The sequence below is a fragment of the Streptomyces sp. NPDC059201 genome, from assembly GCF_042754585.1.
GTDB lineage: Bacteria > Actinomycetota > Actinomycetes > Streptomycetales > Streptomycetaceae > Streptomyces.
This window is the reverse complement of sequence record NZ_JBHZBB010000011.1, coordinates 30,308-49,589: the sequence shown is the minus strand read 5'-3', so window position 1 is coordinate 49,589 and position 19,282 is coordinate 30,308. Positions and strand designations below refer to the sequence as shown.

The 19,282-nt window shown below is 72.1% G+C and carries 19 protein-coding genes; 2 read left to right on the top strand and 17 right to left on the bottom strand.

The features are described 5' to 3' along the window. Positions 1-173 precede the first annotated feature (173 nt). Genes rdmE through ACFXMG_RS29855 form a run of 5 tightly spaced genes read right to left on the bottom strand, consistent with a single transcriptional unit; the run spans position 174 to position 5,167 of the window. Positions 174-1,769 (bottom strand): aklavinone 12-hydroxylase RdmE, encoded by a 1,596-nt coding sequence (gene rdmE / locus ACFXMG_RS29875; protein WP_383826186.1) that lies wholly within the window; start codon positions 1,767-1,769, stop codon positions 174-176. Positions 1,770-1,824: 55 nt separating this feature from the next. Next, positions 1,825-2,538 (bottom strand): class I SAM-dependent methyltransferase, encoded by a 714-nt coding sequence (locus tag ACFXMG_RS29870; RefSeq protein ID WP_383826189.1) that lies wholly within the window; start codon positions 2,536-2,538, stop codon positions 1,825-1,827. Positions 2,539-2,582: 44 nt separating this feature from the next. Further along, positions 2,583-3,479 carry an alpha/beta fold hydrolase gene (locus ACFXMG_RS29865; protein WP_383826192.1) on the bottom strand — a complete coding sequence of 299 codons (897 nt, stop codon included), beginning with the start codon at positions 3,477-3,479 and terminating at the stop codon, positions 2,583-2,585. Continuing rightward, on the bottom strand, positions 3,472-4,683 hold the full coding sequence (locus tag ACFXMG_RS29860; protein WP_383826195.1) for a methyltransferase: 1,212 nt from the start codon (positions 4,681-4,683) through the stop codon (positions 3,472-3,474). The genes ACFXMG_RS29865 and ACFXMG_RS29860 overlap by 8 nt, the downstream gene beginning before the upstream one ends. Positions 4,684-4,729: 46 nt before the next feature. After that, positions 4,730-5,167, bottom strand: a complete 438-nt coding sequence (locus ACFXMG_RS29855) for a SnoaL/DnrD family polyketide biosynthesis methyl ester cyclase (RefSeq protein WP_383826197.1) — start codon at positions 5,165-5,167, stop codon at positions 4,730-4,732. 191 nt (positions 5,168-5,358) lie between these two features. On the opposite strand from ACFXMG_RS29855, the gene ACFXMG_RS29850 reads away from it, so the two are divergent. Further along, on the top strand, positions 5,359-6,216 hold the full coding sequence (locus ACFXMG_RS29850) for a class I SAM-dependent methyltransferase (protein ID WP_383826200.1): 858 nt from the start codon (positions 5,359-5,361) through the stop codon (positions 6,214-6,216). A gap of 69 nt (positions 6,217-6,285) precedes the next feature. Here the strand turns inward: ACFXMG_RS29850 and ACFXMG_RS29845 are convergent, their stop codons facing one another. Both ACFXMG_RS29845 and ACFXMG_RS29840 read right to left on the bottom strand, forming a co-directional pair. Further along, positions 6,286-7,056: a BTAD domain-containing putative transcriptional regulator gene (locus tag ACFXMG_RS29845; protein ID WP_383826203.1), complete on the bottom strand. Its 771-nt coding sequence runs from the start codon at positions 7,054-7,056 to the stop codon at positions 6,286-6,288. A 224-nt stretch (positions 7,057-7,280) separates the two neighbouring features. Further along, positions 7,281-7,538, bottom strand: coding sequence for an acyl carrier protein (locus ACFXMG_RS29840; RefSeq protein WP_383826205.1), 258 nt, complete (start codon positions 7,536-7,538; stop codon positions 7,281-7,283). 225 nt (positions 7,539-7,763) lie between these two features. On the opposite strand from ACFXMG_RS29840, the gene rfbA reads away from it, so the two are divergent. Further along, positions 7,764-8,639: a glucose-1-phosphate thymidylyltransferase RfbA gene (gene rfbA, locus ACFXMG_RS29835; protein WP_383826208.1), complete on the top strand. Its 876-nt coding sequence runs from the start codon at positions 7,764-7,766 to the stop codon at positions 8,637-8,639. 91 nt (positions 8,640-8,730) lie between these two features. On the opposite strand, the gene ACFXMG_RS29830 is transcribed toward rfbA, so the two are convergent. The 10 genes from ACFXMG_RS29830 to ACFXMG_RS29785 form a co-directional block, all read right to left on the bottom strand. Then, positions 8,731-9,585, bottom strand: a complete 855-nt coding sequence (locus tag ACFXMG_RS29830; RefSeq protein WP_383826210.1) for an aldo/keto reductase — start codon at positions 9,583-9,585, stop codon at positions 8,731-8,733. 25 nt (positions 9,586-9,610) lie between these two features. After that, positions 9,611-11,086: an FAD-binding oxidoreductase gene (locus ACFXMG_RS29825; RefSeq protein WP_383826317.1), complete on the bottom strand. Its 1,476-nt coding sequence runs from the start codon at positions 11,084-11,086 to the stop codon at positions 9,611-9,613. A gap of 307 nt (positions 11,087-11,393) precedes the next feature. Continuing rightward, on the bottom strand, positions 11,394-11,834 hold the full coding sequence (locus tag ACFXMG_RS29820; RefSeq protein WP_383826213.1) for a nitroreductase family deazaflavin-dependent oxidoreductase: 441 nt from the start codon (positions 11,832-11,834) through the stop codon (positions 11,394-11,396). A 262-nt stretch (positions 11,835-12,096) separates the two neighbouring features. Beyond that, positions 12,097-13,110, bottom strand: a complete 1,014-nt coding sequence (locus tag ACFXMG_RS29815) for a TIGR03842 family LLM class F420-dependent oxidoreductase (protein ID WP_383826216.1) — start codon at positions 13,108-13,110, stop codon at positions 12,097-12,099. An 11-nt stretch (positions 13,111-13,121) separates the two neighbouring features. Next, positions 13,122-14,525 (bottom strand): dihydropyrimidinase, encoded by a 1,404-nt coding sequence (gene hydA, locus ACFXMG_RS29810; protein ID WP_383826219.1) that lies wholly within the window; start codon positions 14,523-14,525, stop codon positions 13,122-13,124. A 4-nt stretch (positions 14,526-14,529) separates the two neighbouring features. Beyond that, entirely contained in the window at positions 14,530-15,828 is a 1,299-nt protein-coding gene (locus ACFXMG_RS29805) for an aspartate aminotransferase family protein (RefSeq protein WP_383826222.1), read from the bottom strand. Then, positions 15,825-16,664 (bottom strand): nitrilase-related carbon-nitrogen hydrolase, encoded by an 840-nt coding sequence (locus ACFXMG_RS29800; RefSeq protein WP_383826225.1) that lies wholly within the window; start codon positions 16,662-16,664, stop codon positions 15,825-15,827. The genes ACFXMG_RS29805 and ACFXMG_RS29800 overlap by 4 nt, the downstream gene beginning before the upstream one ends. A 245-nt stretch (positions 16,665-16,909) precedes the next feature. After that, positions 16,910-18,241 (bottom strand): UL36 very large tegument protein, encoded by a 1,332-nt coding sequence (locus tag ACFXMG_RS29795; RefSeq protein ID WP_383826227.1) that lies wholly within the window; start codon positions 18,239-18,241, stop codon positions 16,910-16,912. Between the two features lie 151 nt (positions 18,242-18,392). After that, positions 18,393-18,788 (bottom strand): PPOX class F420-dependent oxidoreductase, encoded by a 396-nt coding sequence (locus tag ACFXMG_RS29790; RefSeq protein WP_383826230.1) that lies wholly within the window; start codon positions 18,786-18,788, stop codon positions 18,393-18,395. A 58-nt stretch (positions 18,789-18,846) separates the two neighbouring features. Beyond that, the gene (locus tag ACFXMG_RS29785) at positions 18,847-19,224 is read right to left on the bottom strand and encodes a winged helix-turn-helix transcriptional regulator (protein ID WP_383826233.1); all 378 of its coding nucleotides are present in this window, start codon (positions 19,222-19,224) and stop codon (positions 18,847-18,849) included. Between the last annotated feature and the right edge of the window lie 58 nt (positions 19,225-19,282).

Here is a 19,282-nt window from a genome sequence, read left to right as displayed (position 1 = left end):
GGCGGGGGCCCCGCGCCGCGATCCCACCGCCGCCCGGGGGTGGGCCCGGCCCCGCGGCCCCCGCCCCCGCCGGGGCCGGCGGCGTTTCCCTCCGCCCCGGGCCCGCCGTGTCGTCGTCAGCGGCCCTCAGTTGGCCTCAGTGGCCCCAGTGGCCCTCAGTGGCCTCAGCGGCCTCAGCGGTCCAGGACCCGCCGCAGGACCGAGCCGAGGACGGCGGTGGGGTCGGCGGGGGCCTCGCCGGTGCGCCAGGCCACGATGCCGTCGGGGCGTACGAGGCTGGCGCCGGTCGTGCCGGTGCCGTAGCGCGCCGCCACCCGGTCGTCGGGGTCGGTGAGGTCGTGGCCGATACGGAACACCCGTACGGGGATGTCGAGTTCGGCCGCGGCCTTCTCGGCGGCGGGGCCCCACGCCTCTCCGGACGCGCCGGCGATCAGGGTCCAGCCGTCGCCGAAGAGGTCGACCGTGGAGACGGGCGCGCCGCCGTGGAGGACCGGGACGTGCGGGCCGCGGAAGCCGGGGCGGCCGGTGGGCTCCAGCGGGTTCTCCACCCGGGCCGGGTCGTCGTCCTCGGCGAGGACGGCGGTGGAGCGGTACCGGAAGCCGAGGAGCGTCTCGGCGTACCCCACGGACTTCTCCCACACGTCGGCCATGTGCGGGGCCATCCGCTCGGCGTAGATGGCGAGCGCCTCGGCGACGACGAGTTCGGCGGCGGTACGCCGTTCCCGCTCGTAGGTGTCGAGGAGGCCGGGGCCGGCCTGGCCATGGAGCACCGCGCCGAGCTTCCAGGCGAGGTCGAAGCCGTCGGCGACGGCCGCGTTGCCGCTCATGCCGCCGGTCGGCGGGGTGACCTTGGCGGCGTCGCCGAGGAGGAACACCCGTCCGTCGCGCCACCGTTCGGCGATCCGGGCGGCCATCTCCCAGCCCTGGATGTCGACGATCTCCGGCTCCAGGCCGGGGGCCTCCAGGGCGAGCCGGATGAGCGCGGTGCACCGCTCCGGGGTGAAGTCCTCGGGGCTCTCGCCCTTCTCGGGGTCGTACTCGACGAAGAGGGTGAAGCGGTCGGGGCGGTCGGTGGGCCCGAACGTGCCGGTGAACTCGGGGTGGTGGAGGTAGTACCAGCCGGTGGCGCCGGCCTCCAAAAGGCCGCTCAGGTCCGCGTCGAAGATGACGCCGGCCATGAGGGCGAGGGTGCCGTGCCCGTAGCGCCCGATGCCGAGGGACTCGCGGACGGCGCTGCGGTTGCCGTCGGCGGCGACGAGGTGGCGGGCCCGTAGCTCGTAGGGGCCGTCGGGGCCCTCCAGGGCGGCCGTCACCCCGTCGTCGTCCTGCCGGAAGGAGACCAGCCGGGTGCCGAAGCGGACGGCGCCGCCGTGCCGTTCGGCCTGCGCGAGGAGGATCGGCTCCAGCTTGTCCTGGGACAGCATGGACCAGCCGGCCGGGGTGCAGGGGGCGGTGGCGGCGACCATGTCGTCGAAGCTCTCCGCCACCGTGCGGAAGGGTTCGCCGCGGACGGTGCGGCCGATCCGGATGACGAAGTCGCCCTGGTCGCCGCGGATGTCGTCGGCCCGGGTGACCTCGTCGGCGACGCCGCCGATCCTCAGCAGCTCCATGGTCCGCGGGTTCTGCCCGGCGGCGCGCGGGTAGGGCGAGAGCCCGGTCCGCCGCTCCACCACCAGCACCCGGACGCCCTGCCGGGCGAGGAACATCGCCGTGGACAGGCCGCCGAGGCCCGCACCCACCACCAGGACGTCGACCTCGTGGTCGTTCATGTCTCTCCTCCCGTGTCGTTCGCTTCTCGTGCGCGGGCGGCGCCCGCTCCCCCGGTCACGCGCGGACGCCGACGAACAGGCCCCGTCCGGAGGGCTGTCCCGGCAGGTACTCGACCTGGAGCCCGGCCGCGCGGAAGGCGGCCTCGTACTCCTCCTGGCTGAACAGGGAGATGACGTGCCGGTCGACGAAGTGCCGTACGCAGACGCCGGGTTCGGCGACGACGACGTGCACGTCCATGTGCGAGGCGCGGCCCCGGCGCGCGGAGTGCGAGACCCGGGAGACCGTCACTCCGTCGACGGTGACCACGTCGGCGGAGACGTAGCCGTCGAGGAAGGTCTCGTCGAACCACCACGGGTCGACGACCGCCACCCCGCCGGGCTCCAGGTGGCGGGCGAACATGCCCAGCGCGAGGCGGAGTTCGGTGACGGACTCCATGTAGCCGATGGAGCCGAACATGCAGCTGATCACCGAGTACGCGGAGTCGAGCCGGAAGTCGCGCATGTCGCCCGGGTGGACGGCCGTGCCGGGCAGCGCCGCGCGGGCGGCGGCCGCCATCGGCTCGGACAGCTCCAGTCCCTCGACGTGGGCGAAGAGTTCGGCGAAGTGGCGCAGGTGGCCGCCGGTGCCGCAGGCGACGTCCAGCAGCCGGGAGGCGTCGGGGCGGTGCCGGCGGGCGGCGGCGGCCACCGCCTCCGCCTCGACGCGGTAGTCCTTCCCGCGCTCCTTGTGCACCAGGTCGTAGACCTCGGCGAGGTCCCGGCCGTACATGGTGTGTCCCGCTCCGGCCGGTTCCGCCGCCGGTTCCCGGCCGGTCACCGGGCGGCGCGGGCGTGCGCGAGGAGGGCCTCGGCCAGCGGCCCGTGGACGGAGGACGGCAAGGCGTGGCCCATGCCGGGGATCTCGACGAGCCGCGCGGAGGGGATGAGCCCGGCGAGGTGCTTGCCGTGCGGCGGCGGGGCGATGGGGTCGCGCTCGGCCTGGATGACCAGGGTGGGGGCGGTGACCCGGCTCAGCTCGGCGGCCCGGGCGAGCGGCGGCAGGGTGAGCTGGTAGTGCGCGTACGGCTCGGTGAGCGCGCCGCCCGCGTGGTCGACGGCCCGCTCCTCCCACAGCGCGTACTCGGCGTCGTCGAAGGGGACGGCGTCGCCGTTGAGGATGCGCCACTTGCGGACCCGCTTGTCGATCTCCTCGGCCCGGCCCTCGGCGGGCTGGGACATCAGCTCCAGGGCCTCCAGGAACGGCGGCTGCGGTCCGGGCAGTCCGTCGGCGGTGGGCTCGCCGCGCATGACGCGCTCGATGTTGTCGTCGAAGTCGATGTCGAGGCCGCCGCCGAGCATCAGGGCGAGGCTGAGGAGCCGCTCGTGGTGGTCGATGGCCAGGACCTGGCAGATGGTGGCGCCCATGGAGAGCCCGAGGACATGGGCGCGGTCCACGCCCCAGCCGTCGAGCACGGCGACCGCGTCGGCGGCCATCTCGTCGAAGCCGTAGGGGTGTTCGGCGAAGTCGCGGGTGGTGGAGCGGCCGGTGTCCCGGTGGTCGTAGCGGATGACGTGCAGACCGCCGTCGGCGAGCCGCCGGGCGAACTCGTCGGGCCAGCCGTACGCGGACAGGTTGCCGCCCATGACCAGCAGCAGCGCCGGGTCGGCGGGGTCCCCGAAGTCGTCGCTCCACAGGTCGACGTCACCGCTCGGGACGAGGCGTTCAGGCATGGTGGTGCTCCTCCTTGGCTGAGGGGGTCGGCGCGGGGGCGGATACGGGGGCGGGTTCGGTCGCGGGGACGAACTCAAGGATCGAGAAGTCGAAGGGCAGGGTGCGGGAGCCGCTGCCGCCCTCGGCGGCGAGGGCGAACCCGGCGTCGGCGGCGAGCCGGACCACCTCGTCGCGGGTGCGGACCCGGCCGCCCATGAAGACGAGCATCCGCAGGTCGAGCAGGGTCGAGAAGAACCGGTCGGCGCCGTCGCCCGCCCGGTCGGCGCGGTCGAGGACGACCAGCCGGCCGCCCGGCTCCAGGGCCTCGGCGCAGCGCCGGAGCACGGCGAGCGCGTCCTCGTCCGACCAGTTGAGGAGGACGAAGGAGAGGACGACGGTGTCGGCGGTGACGGGCAGCGGGTCGAAGAAGCTGCCGTCGACGACGGCGAACCGGTCGTCGAGCCCCGCCTCGGCGAACCGCCGGCGGGCCTGGGCGGCCGGTCCGGGCAGTTCGACGAGGGTGCCGCGGACCTTCGGCGCGGTCCGCGCGACGGCGGCGAGCAGGGCGCCGTTGCCGCCGCCCACGTCCAGGACGTGCCGGGTGGCCGTCCAGTCGAGGGCGGCGGCCGGGGCGTCGTAGGCGAGATCCTCGTCGCAGGACATGAGCGCGTCGAAGGAGTCGGCCAGCTCCGGCTTCGCGGAGAGGTCCTCCCAGAACGGGCGCCCGTACCGGTCCTGGTAGGCGGGCCGGCCGGTGCGGACCGCGTCGAGGAGTCCGGCGAAGGCGAGGTCGGCGTGGGCGATGGCGCCGCGCAGATCCAGCCACGCGCGCTGCTGGGCCGGGTGGTCGTCGGCGAGGAGCAGACCGAGCCGGGTGGGCCGCAGCGCGCCGTCCTCGCCGAAGCCCTCCCCGTCGCCCTCGCCGTCCCTCTCCAGGACGCCGGTGACGACGAGGTGGCGGACGAGCCGGGCGAGGGTCGGGGCGTGGGTGCCGGTCCGGGCGGCCAGCAGGGGGACGGTGGTGGCGCCGTCCCTGAGGTGGTCGACGAGCCGCAGCGTGGCCGCGACCCGGACGGCCATCGGCGTGACCAGGTTCCCGAGCTGCTTGAGCAGGACATCCAGGTCTTGGTCGGTGGGGCCCTGGTCGGTCGCGTCCTGGTCGGTTGCTTCCGGCGGCGGAGAGGTAGTGGACGGGCCGGGGCCGGCGGGGGGCGTGGTGCTCACCGAATTCCTTCCCTGGGTATGGAGGGTGCGCGGGGGCCGGACGGGGTCAGGGCCGCCAGCCCTCCTCGGACGGCCAGGGCTCGCCGAGCTGGCGGTAGGTGCCGAGGTAGTCCGGCCAGTCGCGGTGGTCGCGGATCTTGTCGTCGACGATCCGGATGAGGTGGATCTGCTCGCCGGAGAAGCGGCGGCCGGTGGCCGGCATCCCGACGAGTCCGCCGACCTGGCGGCCGTACAGGGCGAGTTTGGCGCGGACCCAGCTGCCGTTCTCCTCGTAGGAGATCTCCTCCAGGAACGCCTCCTCGGAGAAGGTGAGTTTGAGCCATTTGACGGCGAGGGCGAACGCCTCGGGCCCACGGAGCGTGGGCATGTGCTCCAGAGCGCCGGGATTCAGGTACTCGGCGTGGATGAATTCGGACACGTCGTCGACGTCCCCGGTGTTGTACGCGTTCACCATGCGGCGCACGATGTCGATGCGATCGGCCACGGCGGACCTCCATGTCGGGAAAAGGGGCGGTGGACTCATCCTGACTTCCCGGAACGCCCGCAACAATCCGATCCGGGGCTCGTCGACCGAAAGGAAAGCGGAATTCGAGTGGACGCCGAGCACGGATCGAGCCCCATTCCAGAAGCACTGGACAAGGTGGTCGGGCCGGCTACCTCATCGGGAGAGGAACCATGGACGAGACGAAGTACAAGTCGACGGTGACCGAGGCGTTCAACGAGGCCGCCGCCACCTATGACCAGATGGGCGTCGAATTCTTCACGCCCATGGGGAGGCGGCTCGTGGAGCGGGTCGCGCCGCGCCCCGGCGAGCGCGTCCTCGACGTCGGCTGCGGCCGCGGCGCGGCGCTGTTCGTGGCCGCCGACCGGGTCGGCCCCTCGGGGCACGTGCTCGGCATCGACATCGCGCCCGCGATGGTGGAGGCGGCCCGCGAGCGGGCGGCCGCGGTCGGCGCCCGCCACGTCGAGGTGCGGGTCATGGACGGCGAGCACCCCGATCTCCCGCCGGCCTCGTTCGACGTGGTGACGGGCAGCTACAGCGTGATCTTCCTGCCGGACGCGCCGAAGGCGCTGGGACGGTACGCGGCGCTGCTGCGCCCGGCCGGCCGGATCGCCTTCACCAGCCCGGTCTTCACGGACGACACCTTCCCGTTCCTGCCGCCGGTCTTCACCGACCTGATCCCGGAGCGGCTGCTGCGCAACCTGCCGCCGGAGTGGCAGCCGGAGGCGCTGAAGCGCCGCTTCAACAGCTGGCTCGGGGACAGGGACGAGCTGACCCGCACCATGGTCCGGGCAGGTTTCGAGGACATCGAGATCGTCGACGAGCACGTCGAACTGCTGGCCGCGGACGGCACGACGTGGGTGGACTGGTCGCACACGCAGGGCATGCGGCTGCTGTGGCAGCACCTGCCGGCGTACGAGAGCGCGCAGCTGCGGGCCCGGCTGATCGCGGAGCTGGACCGGCTGCGCGGGGACGGCCCGCTGCACCTGCCGACCCCGGTGCGCTTCGTCCTGGCCTCGGTCGGCGGCTGAGTACGCGGGCGCGCACGCCGACGCCCGTGGGGCCCGGTCCGCATCACGCGGACCGGGCCCCACGGGGTGTCAGTAGACGCGCGAGGCGCCCGCGGAGGACATGCGGACGATGTCACCGGTGGGCCGGCGCAGACCGCCCTGGGCGTCGATCGGTTCCGCGTTGAGGATGGAGCGGTGCAGGTCCTGGGCGGTGAGCCCGGGTTCGAGGCCGAGGTGGTTCACGAGGTTGACCCGGAGCCGCTGGAACACCTCCAGGGCCTGGGCGCGCCGCCCGTTGAGGTACAGGGCGCGCATGTACTGCGCGTGCAGCCCCTCGTGGTACGGGTTGTCCGCGGTGAGCGCGGCCAGCTCCGTGAGGACCTCGCGGTACATGCCGAGCCTCAGCTGCGTGTCGACGAGGTATTCGAGGACGACGAGCCGGGACTCCTCGAACTGCTGGCGGCGCCCCTCGATGATGCGGCCGGCGGTCACGTCGACCAGGGCGGGCCCGCGCCAGATCTGGAGTGCGCTGGTGAGGGTGGCGAGGGCGGTCTCGTCGTCACCGGAGGACAGGGCACGGCGTCCGTCCGCGACGAGCTCGTGGAACCGGTGGACGTCGAGGTCGTCCTGACCGGAGCGGAAGAGATATCCCCCGGAGCGGGTCACGAGCATCTCCGAGGCGACCTGCCGGGTGGTCAGTCCGGCGGCCGTGGCGAGCAGCTTGCGCAGGTTGAGGATGTACGTCTGCAAGGTGGTCAGACAGCTGACGGGCGGGTCCTCGTCCCACAGCTCCCGGATCAGCGACGAGACGGGCACGACCTGGTCGGCGTGCACGAGGAGCGTCGCCAGAACACTTCTCATCTTCGGTGCGCTCGGCGTGTGTGAGTCGCCGCCGACCTGTACGGACAACGGCCCTAAGACACCTAGCTTCACCATGGTCTCCCCCAAAGGTCAGCGACAGACTGTGCTTACCAGGTCCTTCAACGTGACGAACCCTCCGGAGTGTTCCCGGGAGACGCTGCGGAATGTGCACGTCCGGAAGGGGTTCTGGAGGTACCGCCCCACGCACTGCGGCTATGTCCCGCTCACGCCACCGCGAGCAGCCGGTTGACGGCCTTCAGGAAGGCCGCCGGCGTCCGCACGTCCGCCAGCTCCTCCTCCGGGATCTCCACGTGGTACTCCTGGGAGACCCTGGCGGTCGTCTCCAGGAGGGCCAGGGAGTCGTACCCCAGCTCTGTGAACTCCACGTCGAGCGCGTCTTCCCTCCGTGTTACGGATTCCTCTTCTCCCGCGCACTCGCGCAGGATCCCGAAGAGTCGCTCGACGGTCAGTTCCTTCGCCATCGTCCTGCCTTCCCTCGTGGTCGATCTTGCATTGTGGGCCGCGGTCACGCATCGAACCCTATGCAGAAGCAGAAGCGGCAGACTCGAGAACGGATCGAGGCCGCCGGACAGAAGCGTCCGAATCACCCCTGACCTCGTACGACGGTCGACTCCGGCAAAGCCTTCATTGTTTGCGGGAACTCCGCCGCCTAGGGTCTCCTGGAAGACCCCTGAATAGGAGGAGTCGTGAAAGGAATTGTCCTCGCGGGCGGCTACGGAAGCCGTTTGCATCCCATCACCCTCGCCGTTTCGAAGCAATTACTTCCGGTGAATGACAAGCCGCTGATCTACTACCCGCTCTCGGCGCTCATGCTCGCCGACATCCGCGAGATCCTGATCATCGCGCTGCCCGGTGACATTCCGCAGCTCCAGCGGCTGCTCGGCGACGGGAGCCAGCTGGGGCTCTCCCTCACGTACGCGCGGCAGCCGGTCCCGGAGGGGCTGGCGCAGGCGTTCCTCATCGGCGCCGACCACATCGGGGACGACGACGTCGCGCTCGTCCTCGGCGACAACATCTTCCACGGGAACGGCTTCTACGACCTGCTCGCCACCCACCGGCGCGGGCTCGACGGCTGTGTCCTGTTCGGCTACCCGGTGACCGACCCGGAGCGGTACGGCGTCGGCGAGGTCGACGAGCACGGGCGGCTGGTGTCGCTGGCGGAGAAGCCGGAGAAGCCCCGGTCCAATCTCGCCATCACCGGCCTCTACCTCTACAGCAACGACGTCGTGGAGATCGCCCGGCAGATCCGCCCCTCGCCCCGCGGCGAACTGGAGATCACCGACGTCAACCAGGTCTACCTGGACGCCGGGCGCGCCGAACTCGTGCCCTTCGGCCGGGGGTTCGCCTGGCTCGACGCCGGCACGCCGGAGTCGCTGCTCCAGGCGGGCCAGTACGTGCAGACCATGGAGGACCGGCAGGGCGTGCGGATCGCCTGCCTGGAGGAGATCGCGCTGCGGATGGGCTTCATCGACGCGGAGGCGTGCCACCGGCTGGGCGTCCGCCTCTCCCGCTCCGGGTACGGCTCCTACGTGATGTCCGTGGCGGCCGAGCTGCGCCCCTGAGGGGTACGCGCTCCGCTCCCGAGGCGCACGTGCCGGGAGGGCCCGGCGGACGGCTTCGCCCGGCCGGACCCTCCCGGTCCCGTTCCTTGGCTCACCCCTCGTCGAGCAGCGCCATCTGCTTCTCGTCGAGGACGATGCGCTCGGCGGCCATGTTGGCCCGCAGGTGACCGAGCGAGGAGGTGCCGGGGATCGGCATCATGACCGGCGAGCGGTGCAGCAGCCAGGCGAGCGCCACCTGCGCGGGCGTCGCACCGGTCTCCGCGACGACCCGGGCGAGGGCGCTCCCCGCGGCCGGGCGGGAAGCCCCCGCGAGCGGCTTCCAGGCGATGAAGGCGATCCCCTCCCGTTCGCAGTGGGCGAGCTCGGGGTCGTAACGGCGGTCGGTGAGGCCGTACTTGTTCTGGACGCTGACGATCGGGGCGACCACGCGGGCCCGTTCGATCTGCTCGACGGTCACCTCGGAGAGTCCGATGTGCCGGATCTTCCCCTCGTCCTGGAGCTGCTTGAGCGCCCCGACCTGGTCCTCCAGCGGGACCTGCGGGTCGACCCGGTGCAGCTGGAACAGCTCGACGCGTTCCAGGCGCAGCCGCCGCAGGCTCAACTCGGCCTGCTGGCGCAGGTAGTCGGGCCTGCCGAGGGCGCGCCACTGGTGCGGACCCGGCCGGACCTCGCCCGCCTTGGTGGAGACGACGAGGCCGGGGGCGTACGGGTGGAGGGCGGCGGCCAGCAGTTCCTCGTTGGCGCCGAGCCCGTACACGTCGGCGGTGTCGATGAAGGTCACGCCGAGCGCGACGGCCTCCCGCGCGACCTGCATCGCCTTCTCCGGCTTGGCCGGGGGTCCCCAGTGGTGGGGGCCGGTGAGCCGCAGCGCGCCGAAGCCCAGCCGGCGGACGGTGAGGTCACCTCCCAGGGTGAGGTGCGTGCCGGCGCCTCGGCGTGACTCCACGATCTCGGTTCCTTTCCTCGGGTGTTCAGGGCAGTTGGACGGAGAGCGGGTGGCGGAAGACGTTCCGCGGGTCCCAGGCGGCCTTGACCCGCTGAAGCCTGGGGTAGTTGTCCTTGTAGTAGAGGGCCGACCAGTCCACGCCCGAGGTGTTCCAGGCGGGGTCGGCGGTGTCGGTGTCCGGGTAGTTGATGTAGCAGCCGTCGTGCTCGGCGTTGGGTACGGGGACGCCGCCGGTGTCGGCGAAGACGTCCCGGTACAGCTCGCGTATCCACGCCAGGTGCAGCGCGTCGGTGGCCGGATCCATCCAGGTGACGGAGAACCACGCCTTGAGGATCGAGTCGCGCTGCGGCAGCGCGGTCGCGTCGGACGGCACGCTGTTCACCCGGCCGCCGTACGAGTAGAGGTCGACCGCGCCCCACCCCTGGAAGGCGGGGTCGGTCAGGTGGCGGTGCACGGTGGCGATCCGTTCGGCGGTCCACGTACGCCGCAGATAGGCGCTCTTCGACTTGTGCCGGTCGTATCCGCCGGTGTCGAAGCGGGCGCCCAGGGTCGCCTGGAGCCACAGGTCGTCCTGGTGCTCGACGGCGGGCGTCAGTCCGGTGCCCTCGTTGACCGCCGCGACGAACCGCTCGATCAGCTCGGCCGCGTCGGCCCGGCCCCCGTCGAAGCGGGCCTCCAGCGAGACCGCGCCGATGGCGTGGGTGTTGAGGTGCAGGGTGCTGTAGAGGCTGCCGTAGCGCGGATCGGCGTGGTGCGCCTCGAACCAGCGGCTGTAGTTGCGCACGAGGCGGGTGAAACGCGCCAGGTCGAGGTCGGCCCAGGGCCAGGTGACGTAGGTCGTACGGAGCCGGGTCGGCGGCTTCGGGAGGAGCGCCTCGGGGTCGTCGCCCTGTGCCCCCGGCGTACGGAACAGATAGCGGGTGACGATGCCGAAGTTGCCGCCGCCGCCTCCGGTGTGGGCCCACCACAACTCCCGGTGGGGGTCGTCGGGTTCGCGGGTCGCGGTGACCACGCGGGCCTGGCCCGAGGCGTCCACGACGACGACCTCGACGCCGTACAGGTGGTCGACGACGGTGCCGTCGCGGCGGGTCAGCGGACCGTACCCGCCACCGGCGACGTGCCCACCGGCCCCGACCTGCGGGCACACTCCGGCGGGCAGGGTGACCCCGTAGTCGTAGTGGAGGGTGCGGTACACGTCGGCGAGCGTGGCGGCCGGCTCGACGGCGAAGGCCCGCCGCTCCCGGTCGAAGTAGACCGAGCGCATCGGCGAGGTGTCGATGAGCACCTTGACGTCGCGGTGGTCGGCGAAGTTCTCGAAACAGTGCCCGCCGCTGCGCACGGCGACCTGCTTGCCCGCCCGTACCGCGGCGGTCAGCACCTGGGCGACCTGCGCGGCCGAGTGCACCACGTGCACCCGGTCGGGCGCCCCGGCGAAACGCCCGTTGAACCCCCTGGCGACCAGCTCGTGATACCGGGCGTCGCCCGCCCCCACGGTCGTGATCCGCGCCTCGGGCACGCACAGCGTGGCCCGGGGCGGCCGGCCGGCCTCGGCCCGTGCGCCCCCCGTCGCGGTCACGGTCGCGGCCCCCGCCGCTGCCGCGGTCAGGAACCCCCGGCGGCTGAATCTCCCCACAACACTCCCCTTACGACGTACGGACATCGAGCAGGGGAAACCGGCACGGTGACTCCCCCCGAAGACAGGGCCCTCACCGTGCCGGCCCGCCCCACCCGGCGACGAAGGGCTCCCCAGCCCACCCGCCACCGCACGTCAACACCCACAAGCGCTCAGGAACTCATGGCTCAGGAGCTCAGGACTTGCGCGGCTCCAGCACCACGACGGGAATCCTCCGCTCGGTCTTCTTCCGATAGCTCTTGTACTGCGGGAAGATCACGACCATCGCGTCCCAGAGCCGGTCCCGCTCCTCCCCCTCGGCCTCCCGCGCGACGACCTCGTGCACGTCGGCCGCCACCTGGATCCGGGCCCGCGGGTCGGCGAGCAGGTTCAGGTACCACTGCGGATTCCGGTCGGACCCCCCGTTGGACCCGACCACGACGAAGTTCCCCCCGTCCTCCCCATAGATCAGCCCGGTCCGCCGCAGCGCCCCGGACGTACGCCCCCGAGTGGTCAGCACGAGCGTCGGCTTCCCGTACCAGATGTGTCCACTGGCCCCGTCGCTCGCGAGATACCTCTTCACATGCGTGGCGACCCAGCTCGTCGAGCTGTCCAGCACCTCGTCCTGCCCGTCCATGCACTCACTCCGTCCAGGGTGGCAACAACGCCACCGCATACTACAGTTTGAGTACCCCCAAAAAGGCAAACCGATATCACGAAAAAGACACCCAAGTTGGCCGAAACTAACCCCCCACACCAGCCCCGCGACGCGCTTCGAGCATCCCCGCCCACCCACCCCCGACACAACACCTTCCAGCCACCCACCCCACCCCATCGACCACTTCTCGACGCACTCTCGACCGGCGGGGGCGGCCGATGACCGGGCCGCCCCCGCACTCCTAGCCGAACGCCGGAATGACGGCGGAGCCGTAGGCGTCGATCGTGGCCTCGCGGTTGTCGTGCATGTTGTAGACGGCGAACTGGTCGACGCCCAGGTCGCGCAGGTGGCGGAGTTTGGTGATGTGGGCTTCTGCGGGGCCCAGGAGGCAGAAGCGGTCGACGATGTCGTCGGGGACGAAGGTGGTGTCGGGGTTGTCGGCGCGGCCGTGGTGGGAGTAGTCGTAGCCTTGGCGGTTCTTGATGTACGCCGTCAGTTCCTCGGGGACCATCGAGGAGTGTTCGCCGTATTTGGACACCAGGTCCGCTACGTGGTTGCCGACCATGCCGCCGAACCAGCGGCACTGGTCCCGGGCGTGGGCCAGGGCTTCCGGGGAGTCGTCCGTCGTGACGTAGGCCGGGGCGGCGACGCAGATCGTCAGGGCGTCGGGGTCGCGGCCCGCGTCGACGGCGGCCTGCCGGACCGCCTTGACCATCCACTCTGTCAGGAACGGATCGGCTAGTTGGAGGATGAAGCCGTCTGCCTTCTGGCCGGCCAGGGCGAGGGCCCTGGGGCCGTATGCCGCCATCCAGATCGGGAGTTTGCCGTCTCTTACCCAGGGGATGCGGATCGCGTTGCCGTCGACCTGCGCCTCTCGGCCTTCTGCCAGGTCGCGGATGACCTCGATCGCCTCGCCGAGGCGGGCCAGGGTGTTGGGCTTGCGGCCGGCTACGCGCATCGCGGAGTCGCCGCGGCCGATGCCGCAGACCGTGCGGTTGCCGTACATGTCGTTGAGGGTGGCGAAGGTGGAGGCCGTCACCTCCCAGGTGCGTGTGCCGGGGTTGGTGACCATGGGGCCGACGTGGAGCTTGGTGGTGTGTTCGAGGATCTGGCTGTAGATGACGAAGGGTTCCTGCCACAGCACGGCGGAGTCGAAGGTCCAGCCGTAGCGGAAGCCGTTGCGCTCCGCCCGGCGCATCAGGCCGACGACCTGCGAGGCGGGCGGGTCGGTCTGTAGGACGAGTCCGAAGTCCAAGGGGCGGCCTCCTAGTTCAGGTACTGACAGGTGGAGCGGGGGAGGAAGGCGCCGTGGCCGGCGTGGCCGACGTACTTCCGCTGGTCGATGACGAGTTCGCCGCGCGAGAGCACGGTCTCGACCTGGCCGGTGACCGTCCTTCCCTCGTACGCCGAGTAGTCGACGTTCATGTGGTGGGTCTCGGCGGACAGCGTCTGCGTGGCGTGCGGGTCGTAGAGGACGATGTCCGCGTCCGCGCCGGGCGCGATCGTGCCCTTCTGCGGGTAGAGGCCGAACATCCTCGCCGGGGTCGCGCAGGCGATCTCGATCCAGCGGCGGCGCGAGATGTGCCCGTCCACCACCGCCTGGTGGAGGAGGTCCATGCGGTTCTCCACGCCCGGAAGGCCGTTGGGGATCTTCGAGAAGTCCCCCCGGCCCAGCTCCTTCTGGCCCACGAAGCAGAACGGGCAGTGGTCCGTCGACACCACCTGGAGGTCGTTCGTCCGCAACCCCCGCCACAGCGCCGCCTGATGCTCCCTCGGCCTCAGCGGCGTACTGCACACGTACTTGGCGCCCTCGAAGTCCGGCTCCGCCAGGTTGTCCGTCGACAGGAACAGGTACTGCGGGCAGGTCTCACCGAAGACCGGCAGGCCCTTGTCCCTCGCCGCCGCCAGCTCCGCCACCGCCTCCTCCGCCGACACGTGGACGACGTACAGCGGGGAGCCCGCGACCCGGGCGAGCTGGATCGCCCGGTGCGTGGCCTCCGCCTCAAGCAGCGCCTTGCGGACCTCCCCGTGGTACCGGGGGTCCGTCTCGCCCCTCGCCAGGGCCTGCTCCACCAGGACGTCGATCGCGATGCCGTTCTCCGCGTGCATCATGATCAGCCCGCCGGTGCCGGCCGCGACCTGCATGGCCCGCAGGATCTGGCCGTCGTCGGAGTAGAAGACGCCCGGATACGCCATGAAGAGCTTGAAGGAGGTCACGCCCTCCTGGATGAGGAGGGGCATCTCCTTCAGGGTGGTCGGGGTGACGTCGGACATGATCATGTGGAAGGCGTAGTCGATGGCGCAGTTGCCGTCGGCCTTGGCGTACCAGGTGTCCAGGCCCTCTCGGAGGGTGTGGCCGACGGACTGGACGGCGAAGTCGACGATGGTCGTGGTGCCGCCCCAGGCGGCGGCGCGGGTGCCGGTCTCGAAGGTGTCGGAGGCGAAGGTGCCGCCGAAGGGCAGCTCCATGTGGGTGTGGGCGTCGACGCCGCCCGGGATGACGTACCGGTCGGTGGCGTCGAGGACGCGGGCGGCGGTCCAGCCGGCCGCCGCGTCGGAGCCGTGGGCGGCGAGCGCGGCGATGCGGCCGTCCTCGACGAGGACGTCGGCGTGGATCTCGTCGGAGGCGGTGACGACGAGGCCGCCCCGGATGAGGGTTCGGGTGCTCACGGGGCTACTCCCCTGCCGGTGAGAGGGATCTGAGGGCCTGTTCGAGGACGGCCGCGCCCTCCTCGGCCTCGGCGACGGTGAGGGAGAGCGGGGGCGCGACGCGCAGCGCGCTGGTGTCGTGGCCGCCGCCCTTGCCGATGAGCAGGCCGTTCTCGCGGGCCGACTCCAGGACGGCGGAGGCGGCTTCGGGGGCGGCGCGGCCGGTGACGGGGTCGGCGAGCTCGATGCCGATCATGAGGCCGCGACCCCGGACCTCGCGGACGGTCTCGACTCCGGCCGCCGCGGCGCGGAGCCGTTCGATGAGGAGGCCGCCGACGCGGCGGGCGTTGCCCTGGAGGTCGTGGTCGAGGAGGTACCCGAGGTTGGCGAGGCCCGCGGCCATGGTGACGGGTGAACCGCCGAAGGTGGAGATGGAGTTGGCGTCGAGACAGTTCATGATCTCGGCGCGGGCGACCACGCCGCCGATCGCCATGCCGTTGCCGATGCCCTTCGCGAAGGTGAGCATGTCGGGCGGTCCGGCCTGGCCGTGCGCCTGCCAGCCCCAGAAGTGTTCGCCGGTACGGCCCCAGCCGGTCTGCACCTCGTCGGAGATCCACAGGACCCCGTGCCGGTCGAGGACGCGGCGGAAGGCGGCGTACAGCCCATCGGGCGGGGAGGTGAAGCCGCCGACGCCCTGGATGGGTTCGGCGATGAGGGCGGCTGCGCGGTGGGTGTGGCCGAGGAGGTCTTCGAGGTCGGCGACGGCCGCCTCGGTGAACCGCTCGTCGGTGAGGCCCGCGAAGGGACCCCGGGGATTGCGGACCGCGCCGTGCACGTACAGCGTCTGGAGCGGGGAGAGGCCGGTCGGCGACCAGGCGCGGTTGCCGGTGATGCCGACGGTGGAGAAGGAGCGCCCGTGGTAGCTGTTGCGCATCGCCAGGATCTGGTTCGAGCGGCGGTACGCGGTGGCGAGGAGCAGGGCCGTGTCGTTGGCCTCGGTGCCGGAGGTGGTGAAGAAGACGCGGGCGTCGGGGATGCCGGAGAGGGTGGCGATCCGCTCGGCGAGCTCCACCATCGGGCGGTTGAGGTAGAGGGTGGAGGAGTGGACGATCCGGCCGGCCTGTTCGGCGACCGCCTTGGTGACCTCGGGGAGGGCGTGGGCGGTCATGGTGGTGAGGATGCCGCCGAAGAAGTCGAGGTAGCGGCGGCCCTCGGCGTCCCACACGTGCCGGCCCTCGCCGTGCGTGATCTCGATCGGCTCGTCGTAGTACAGCGCCAGCCAGTCGGGGAGGACGGCGCGGTGGCGGGCGTACAGGCTGTTCACGGCTGGACCAGCCCGTCGTACGCGTCGGGGCGGCGGTCCCGGTAGAAGGCCCACTGCTGCCGGACCTCCTCGATGAGGCCGAAGTCCAGGTCGCGGACGACGAGTTCCTCCGTCTTGTCGGAGGCGACCTCGCCGACGAAACGGCCGCGCGGGTCGACGAAGTAGCTGGTGCCGTAGAAGTCGTTGTCGCCGTACTCCTCGACGCCGACGCGGTTGATGGCGGCGACGAAGTACTCGTTGGCGACGGCGGCGGCGGGCTGCTCCAACTGCCACAGGTAGGACGAGAGGCCCCGGTGGGTGGCGGACGGGTTGTACACCAACTGCGCACCGTTGAGGCCGAGTTGGCGCCAGCCCTCGGGGAAGTGGCGGTCGTAGCAGATGTACACGCCGACCTTGCCGACGGCGGTGTCGAAGACCGGCCAGCCGGCGTTCCCCGGGCGGAAGTAGTACTTCTCCCAGAATCCCTTGACCTGGGGGATGTGGTGCTTGCGGTACTTGCCGAGGTAACTGCCGTCGGCGTCGATGACGGCCGCGGTGTTGTAGTAGAAGCCCTCGGACTCGACCTCGAAGACGGGGACGACGATCACCATGCCGGTCTCGCGGGCGAGGGCCCGCATCCGCGTGACGGTGGGCCCGTCCGGCACCGGCTCGGCCCAGCGGTAGTGCTCGGGCTCCTGGACCTGGCAGAAGTAGGGGGCGTTGAACACCTCCTGGAACCCGATCACCTGGGCGCCCTGGCGGGCCGCCTCACGGGCGTGCTCCTCGTGCTTGGCGATCATGGATTCGGTGTCGCCGGTCCAGGTCGCCTGGACGAGGGCGGCGCGTACGACAGTCATGAGCAGCTCCTTCGGCGCGGCGTCAGAGAGCCTCTACGCCCGTAGACACGGTGCGTAGGAGGAGAACGTAAGCCCCGTCACACCCCGGAGCAAGACTGCCGCCCGGAAGCAGAGCAGTCGATCATGTTTCATACCGGAGTGGTCCACACCGGACACGTACCGACACGTGCCGACTGCTCCCCGCTCGTACGGTTCCGGTTCCGGGGCTCATGATTCCGGGGTTTCAGGCTGGCCTCAGGCTGGCTTCAGGCTCCCAGGACGCCCGCGACCCGTAGCGCGTGCCGCAGGGCGCGGTCGTCGGCGGCCGAGAGGCCGCGGGCCGCGGCGCCGAGGCGGGGCACGAGCAGGGCGGTGTCGACGGCGGCGAGCCGGGCCGCCTCCTCGGGGGTACGGACCCGGATGAAGGCGGTGAGCAGGGCCTGCGTCTCCGGCTCGTGGCCCTCGGCGACCAGGGCCGCGACGGCTCCGGCCAGCTCCTCCACGGGCCGGGCGAGGCCCTGGCGCAGCAGTTGTTCGCAGTCGTCGGCGCGGCCGGCGTCGGCGAGCGCCCCGGCGACGGCGGCCAGCCGGGCGGGCGGCAGCGAGGCCGCCTCCCAGAGCAGGGTCCCCCAGTCGGCGCCGAACCCGGCGCGGTGCAGCTCCCCGGCGAGCGCGGGCAGCCGCCCGGGCGGCCCGCCGAGCGCCTCGCAGAGCAGCACGTGCGCCTCGCCGGTCCGCCCCTGGGCGCGCAGCCGCTGGAGGGCGTAGACGGCGTTGACGGCGGCGCGTTCCGCCTCCTCGGCCTCGGTCCGGTCCGTGGACGCGGAGTCGGGCGGGGAGCCGGGTGAGGTGGCAGGCGCGGTGCCGGACGCTGAGCCGGGTGAGGCCGGTGCCGCGGCGGTACGGGGTGCGGTACGAGGCCCGGTACGGAGCCGGAAGCGGGCGCCGCGCGGCTCCGCCGCCCCGCCGGCGGGCAGTTCGGGTACGGAGACGGGTACAGGTACGGGCGCAGGGCCGGCCGCAGCGTCGTCGGCATCCTCGGTCCAGGCGTACCGGGCACCCCGGGGCCGCCGCCGCTCCTGCGCGGGAGCGGCGCCCGTGCCCGGTGCCGGGGCGGTGTGCAGCCGGTCGAGGCGGTCGGTGAGGTCGACGATCCGGGCGGTGGCCCGCGCGTGGTCGTCGCGGGTCCAGGCGAGGTCGTGCGCCAGCCGGGCCGCCTCCCCGGAGTCCGGCGCGGGGTGGGTGAGGAGCAGCAGGTCGAGCTCCTGGATCCGGGTCTCGGCGTGGCGCCGCTCGTCCTCCATCAGCGCGCGCCGCGCGGCCAGCGCCTCCGCCCCGCCGGGCCGCAGGTCGTGGGCGCCGGCGGCCGCCGCGTACAGCGCCCGTCCGCGCTCCGGGGCCTCCCCCACGTCCTGGAGCAGGGAGGCGACGACGTCCCAGGGGAGGAGTTCGGCGCCGTCGAGGCAGGCGCGGAGCCCGTCGGGGTCCCGTTCCGCGAAGACGGCCCACCAGCCGCCGGCCCGCTCGGCACGGGCGGCGAGTCCGCCCAGCCAGTGGGTGAACTCCGCCATCTCCGACGGATTGTGAGTGACCGTCATGCGTCGCACCTGCCCTGCGGTAGAAGGGGACCTTCCGGTCCGCCGCAGGGCATTGCACCGCAGTCGTGTTACGGGACGGCTACGGTCCGTTTTCCTTTCCGTGCCCCAGGGACCACATCGGTGTCGTACGCCCGGTCCGGCCGGGTGGGGATCACAGGGTGACGACGATCCCCGTGTGGGGGCGCTTGCCGAGGCGGGCGATCGTGGCGGGCCAGTCCACCAGCCAGTACTGGTACGTGTACTTGCGGGAGAGCAGCTTGCGGACGTGCCGCAGCTCCTCCCCCGTGACCAGCCGGGCGGTGCCGGGGACGCGGACGGCGCCCTCGGGGACGTTGCCGCGCATGTCGCAGACGGTCATCTCGACCTTGGGGTCGTTACGGAGCCGCTTGACCTTCCAGGAGTCGCTGCGGGTCCACACGTACACCTTCCCGCCCTCGACGGCGTACCAGACGGGGGTGGCGACCCCCGTGCCGTTCTTCCGGAAGGTGGTCAGGCTGAGGTAGCGGGCGCGCCGCAGCTCTTCGGGGAGGCGTCCTTCGGTCGTCATGACCGCCGAGCCTATGCCGGGGTGGGGTCGCGGGCGCGCGTCAGGGTCTCCCCCGCGCCTACGCCTCCGTGTACGCCGCCCGCGCGTCGTCGATCTCGGACCCGTGGGCGCGGGCCCAGGCGCAGGCGGTGTCGAGGGGGCCGAGGAGCGAGCGGCCGAGCGCGGTGAGGGCGTACTCGACGCGCGGCGGGTTCTCCTCGTACACCGTCCGGGTGAGGAAGCCGCTGCGCTCCATGGAGCGGAGGGTCTCGGTGAGGACCTTGGGGGTGATCCAGGGGAGCGCGGCGCGCAGTTCGCCGAAGCGGCGGGCGGCGCCGTCCTCCAGGCACCGCAGCACCACGCCGGTCCACTTGTCGCCGACGCGGAAGGGCTGGACCGCGCCGCCGGTGCAGTCGGGGTCCTCGAACAGGACGGGGATCGGAGGCGGTTGGCTCATGGGCCGACGGTAGCCCGCCGGTACCGTTGAAGTAACCGGGGGCCCTCGTCCTACCGTC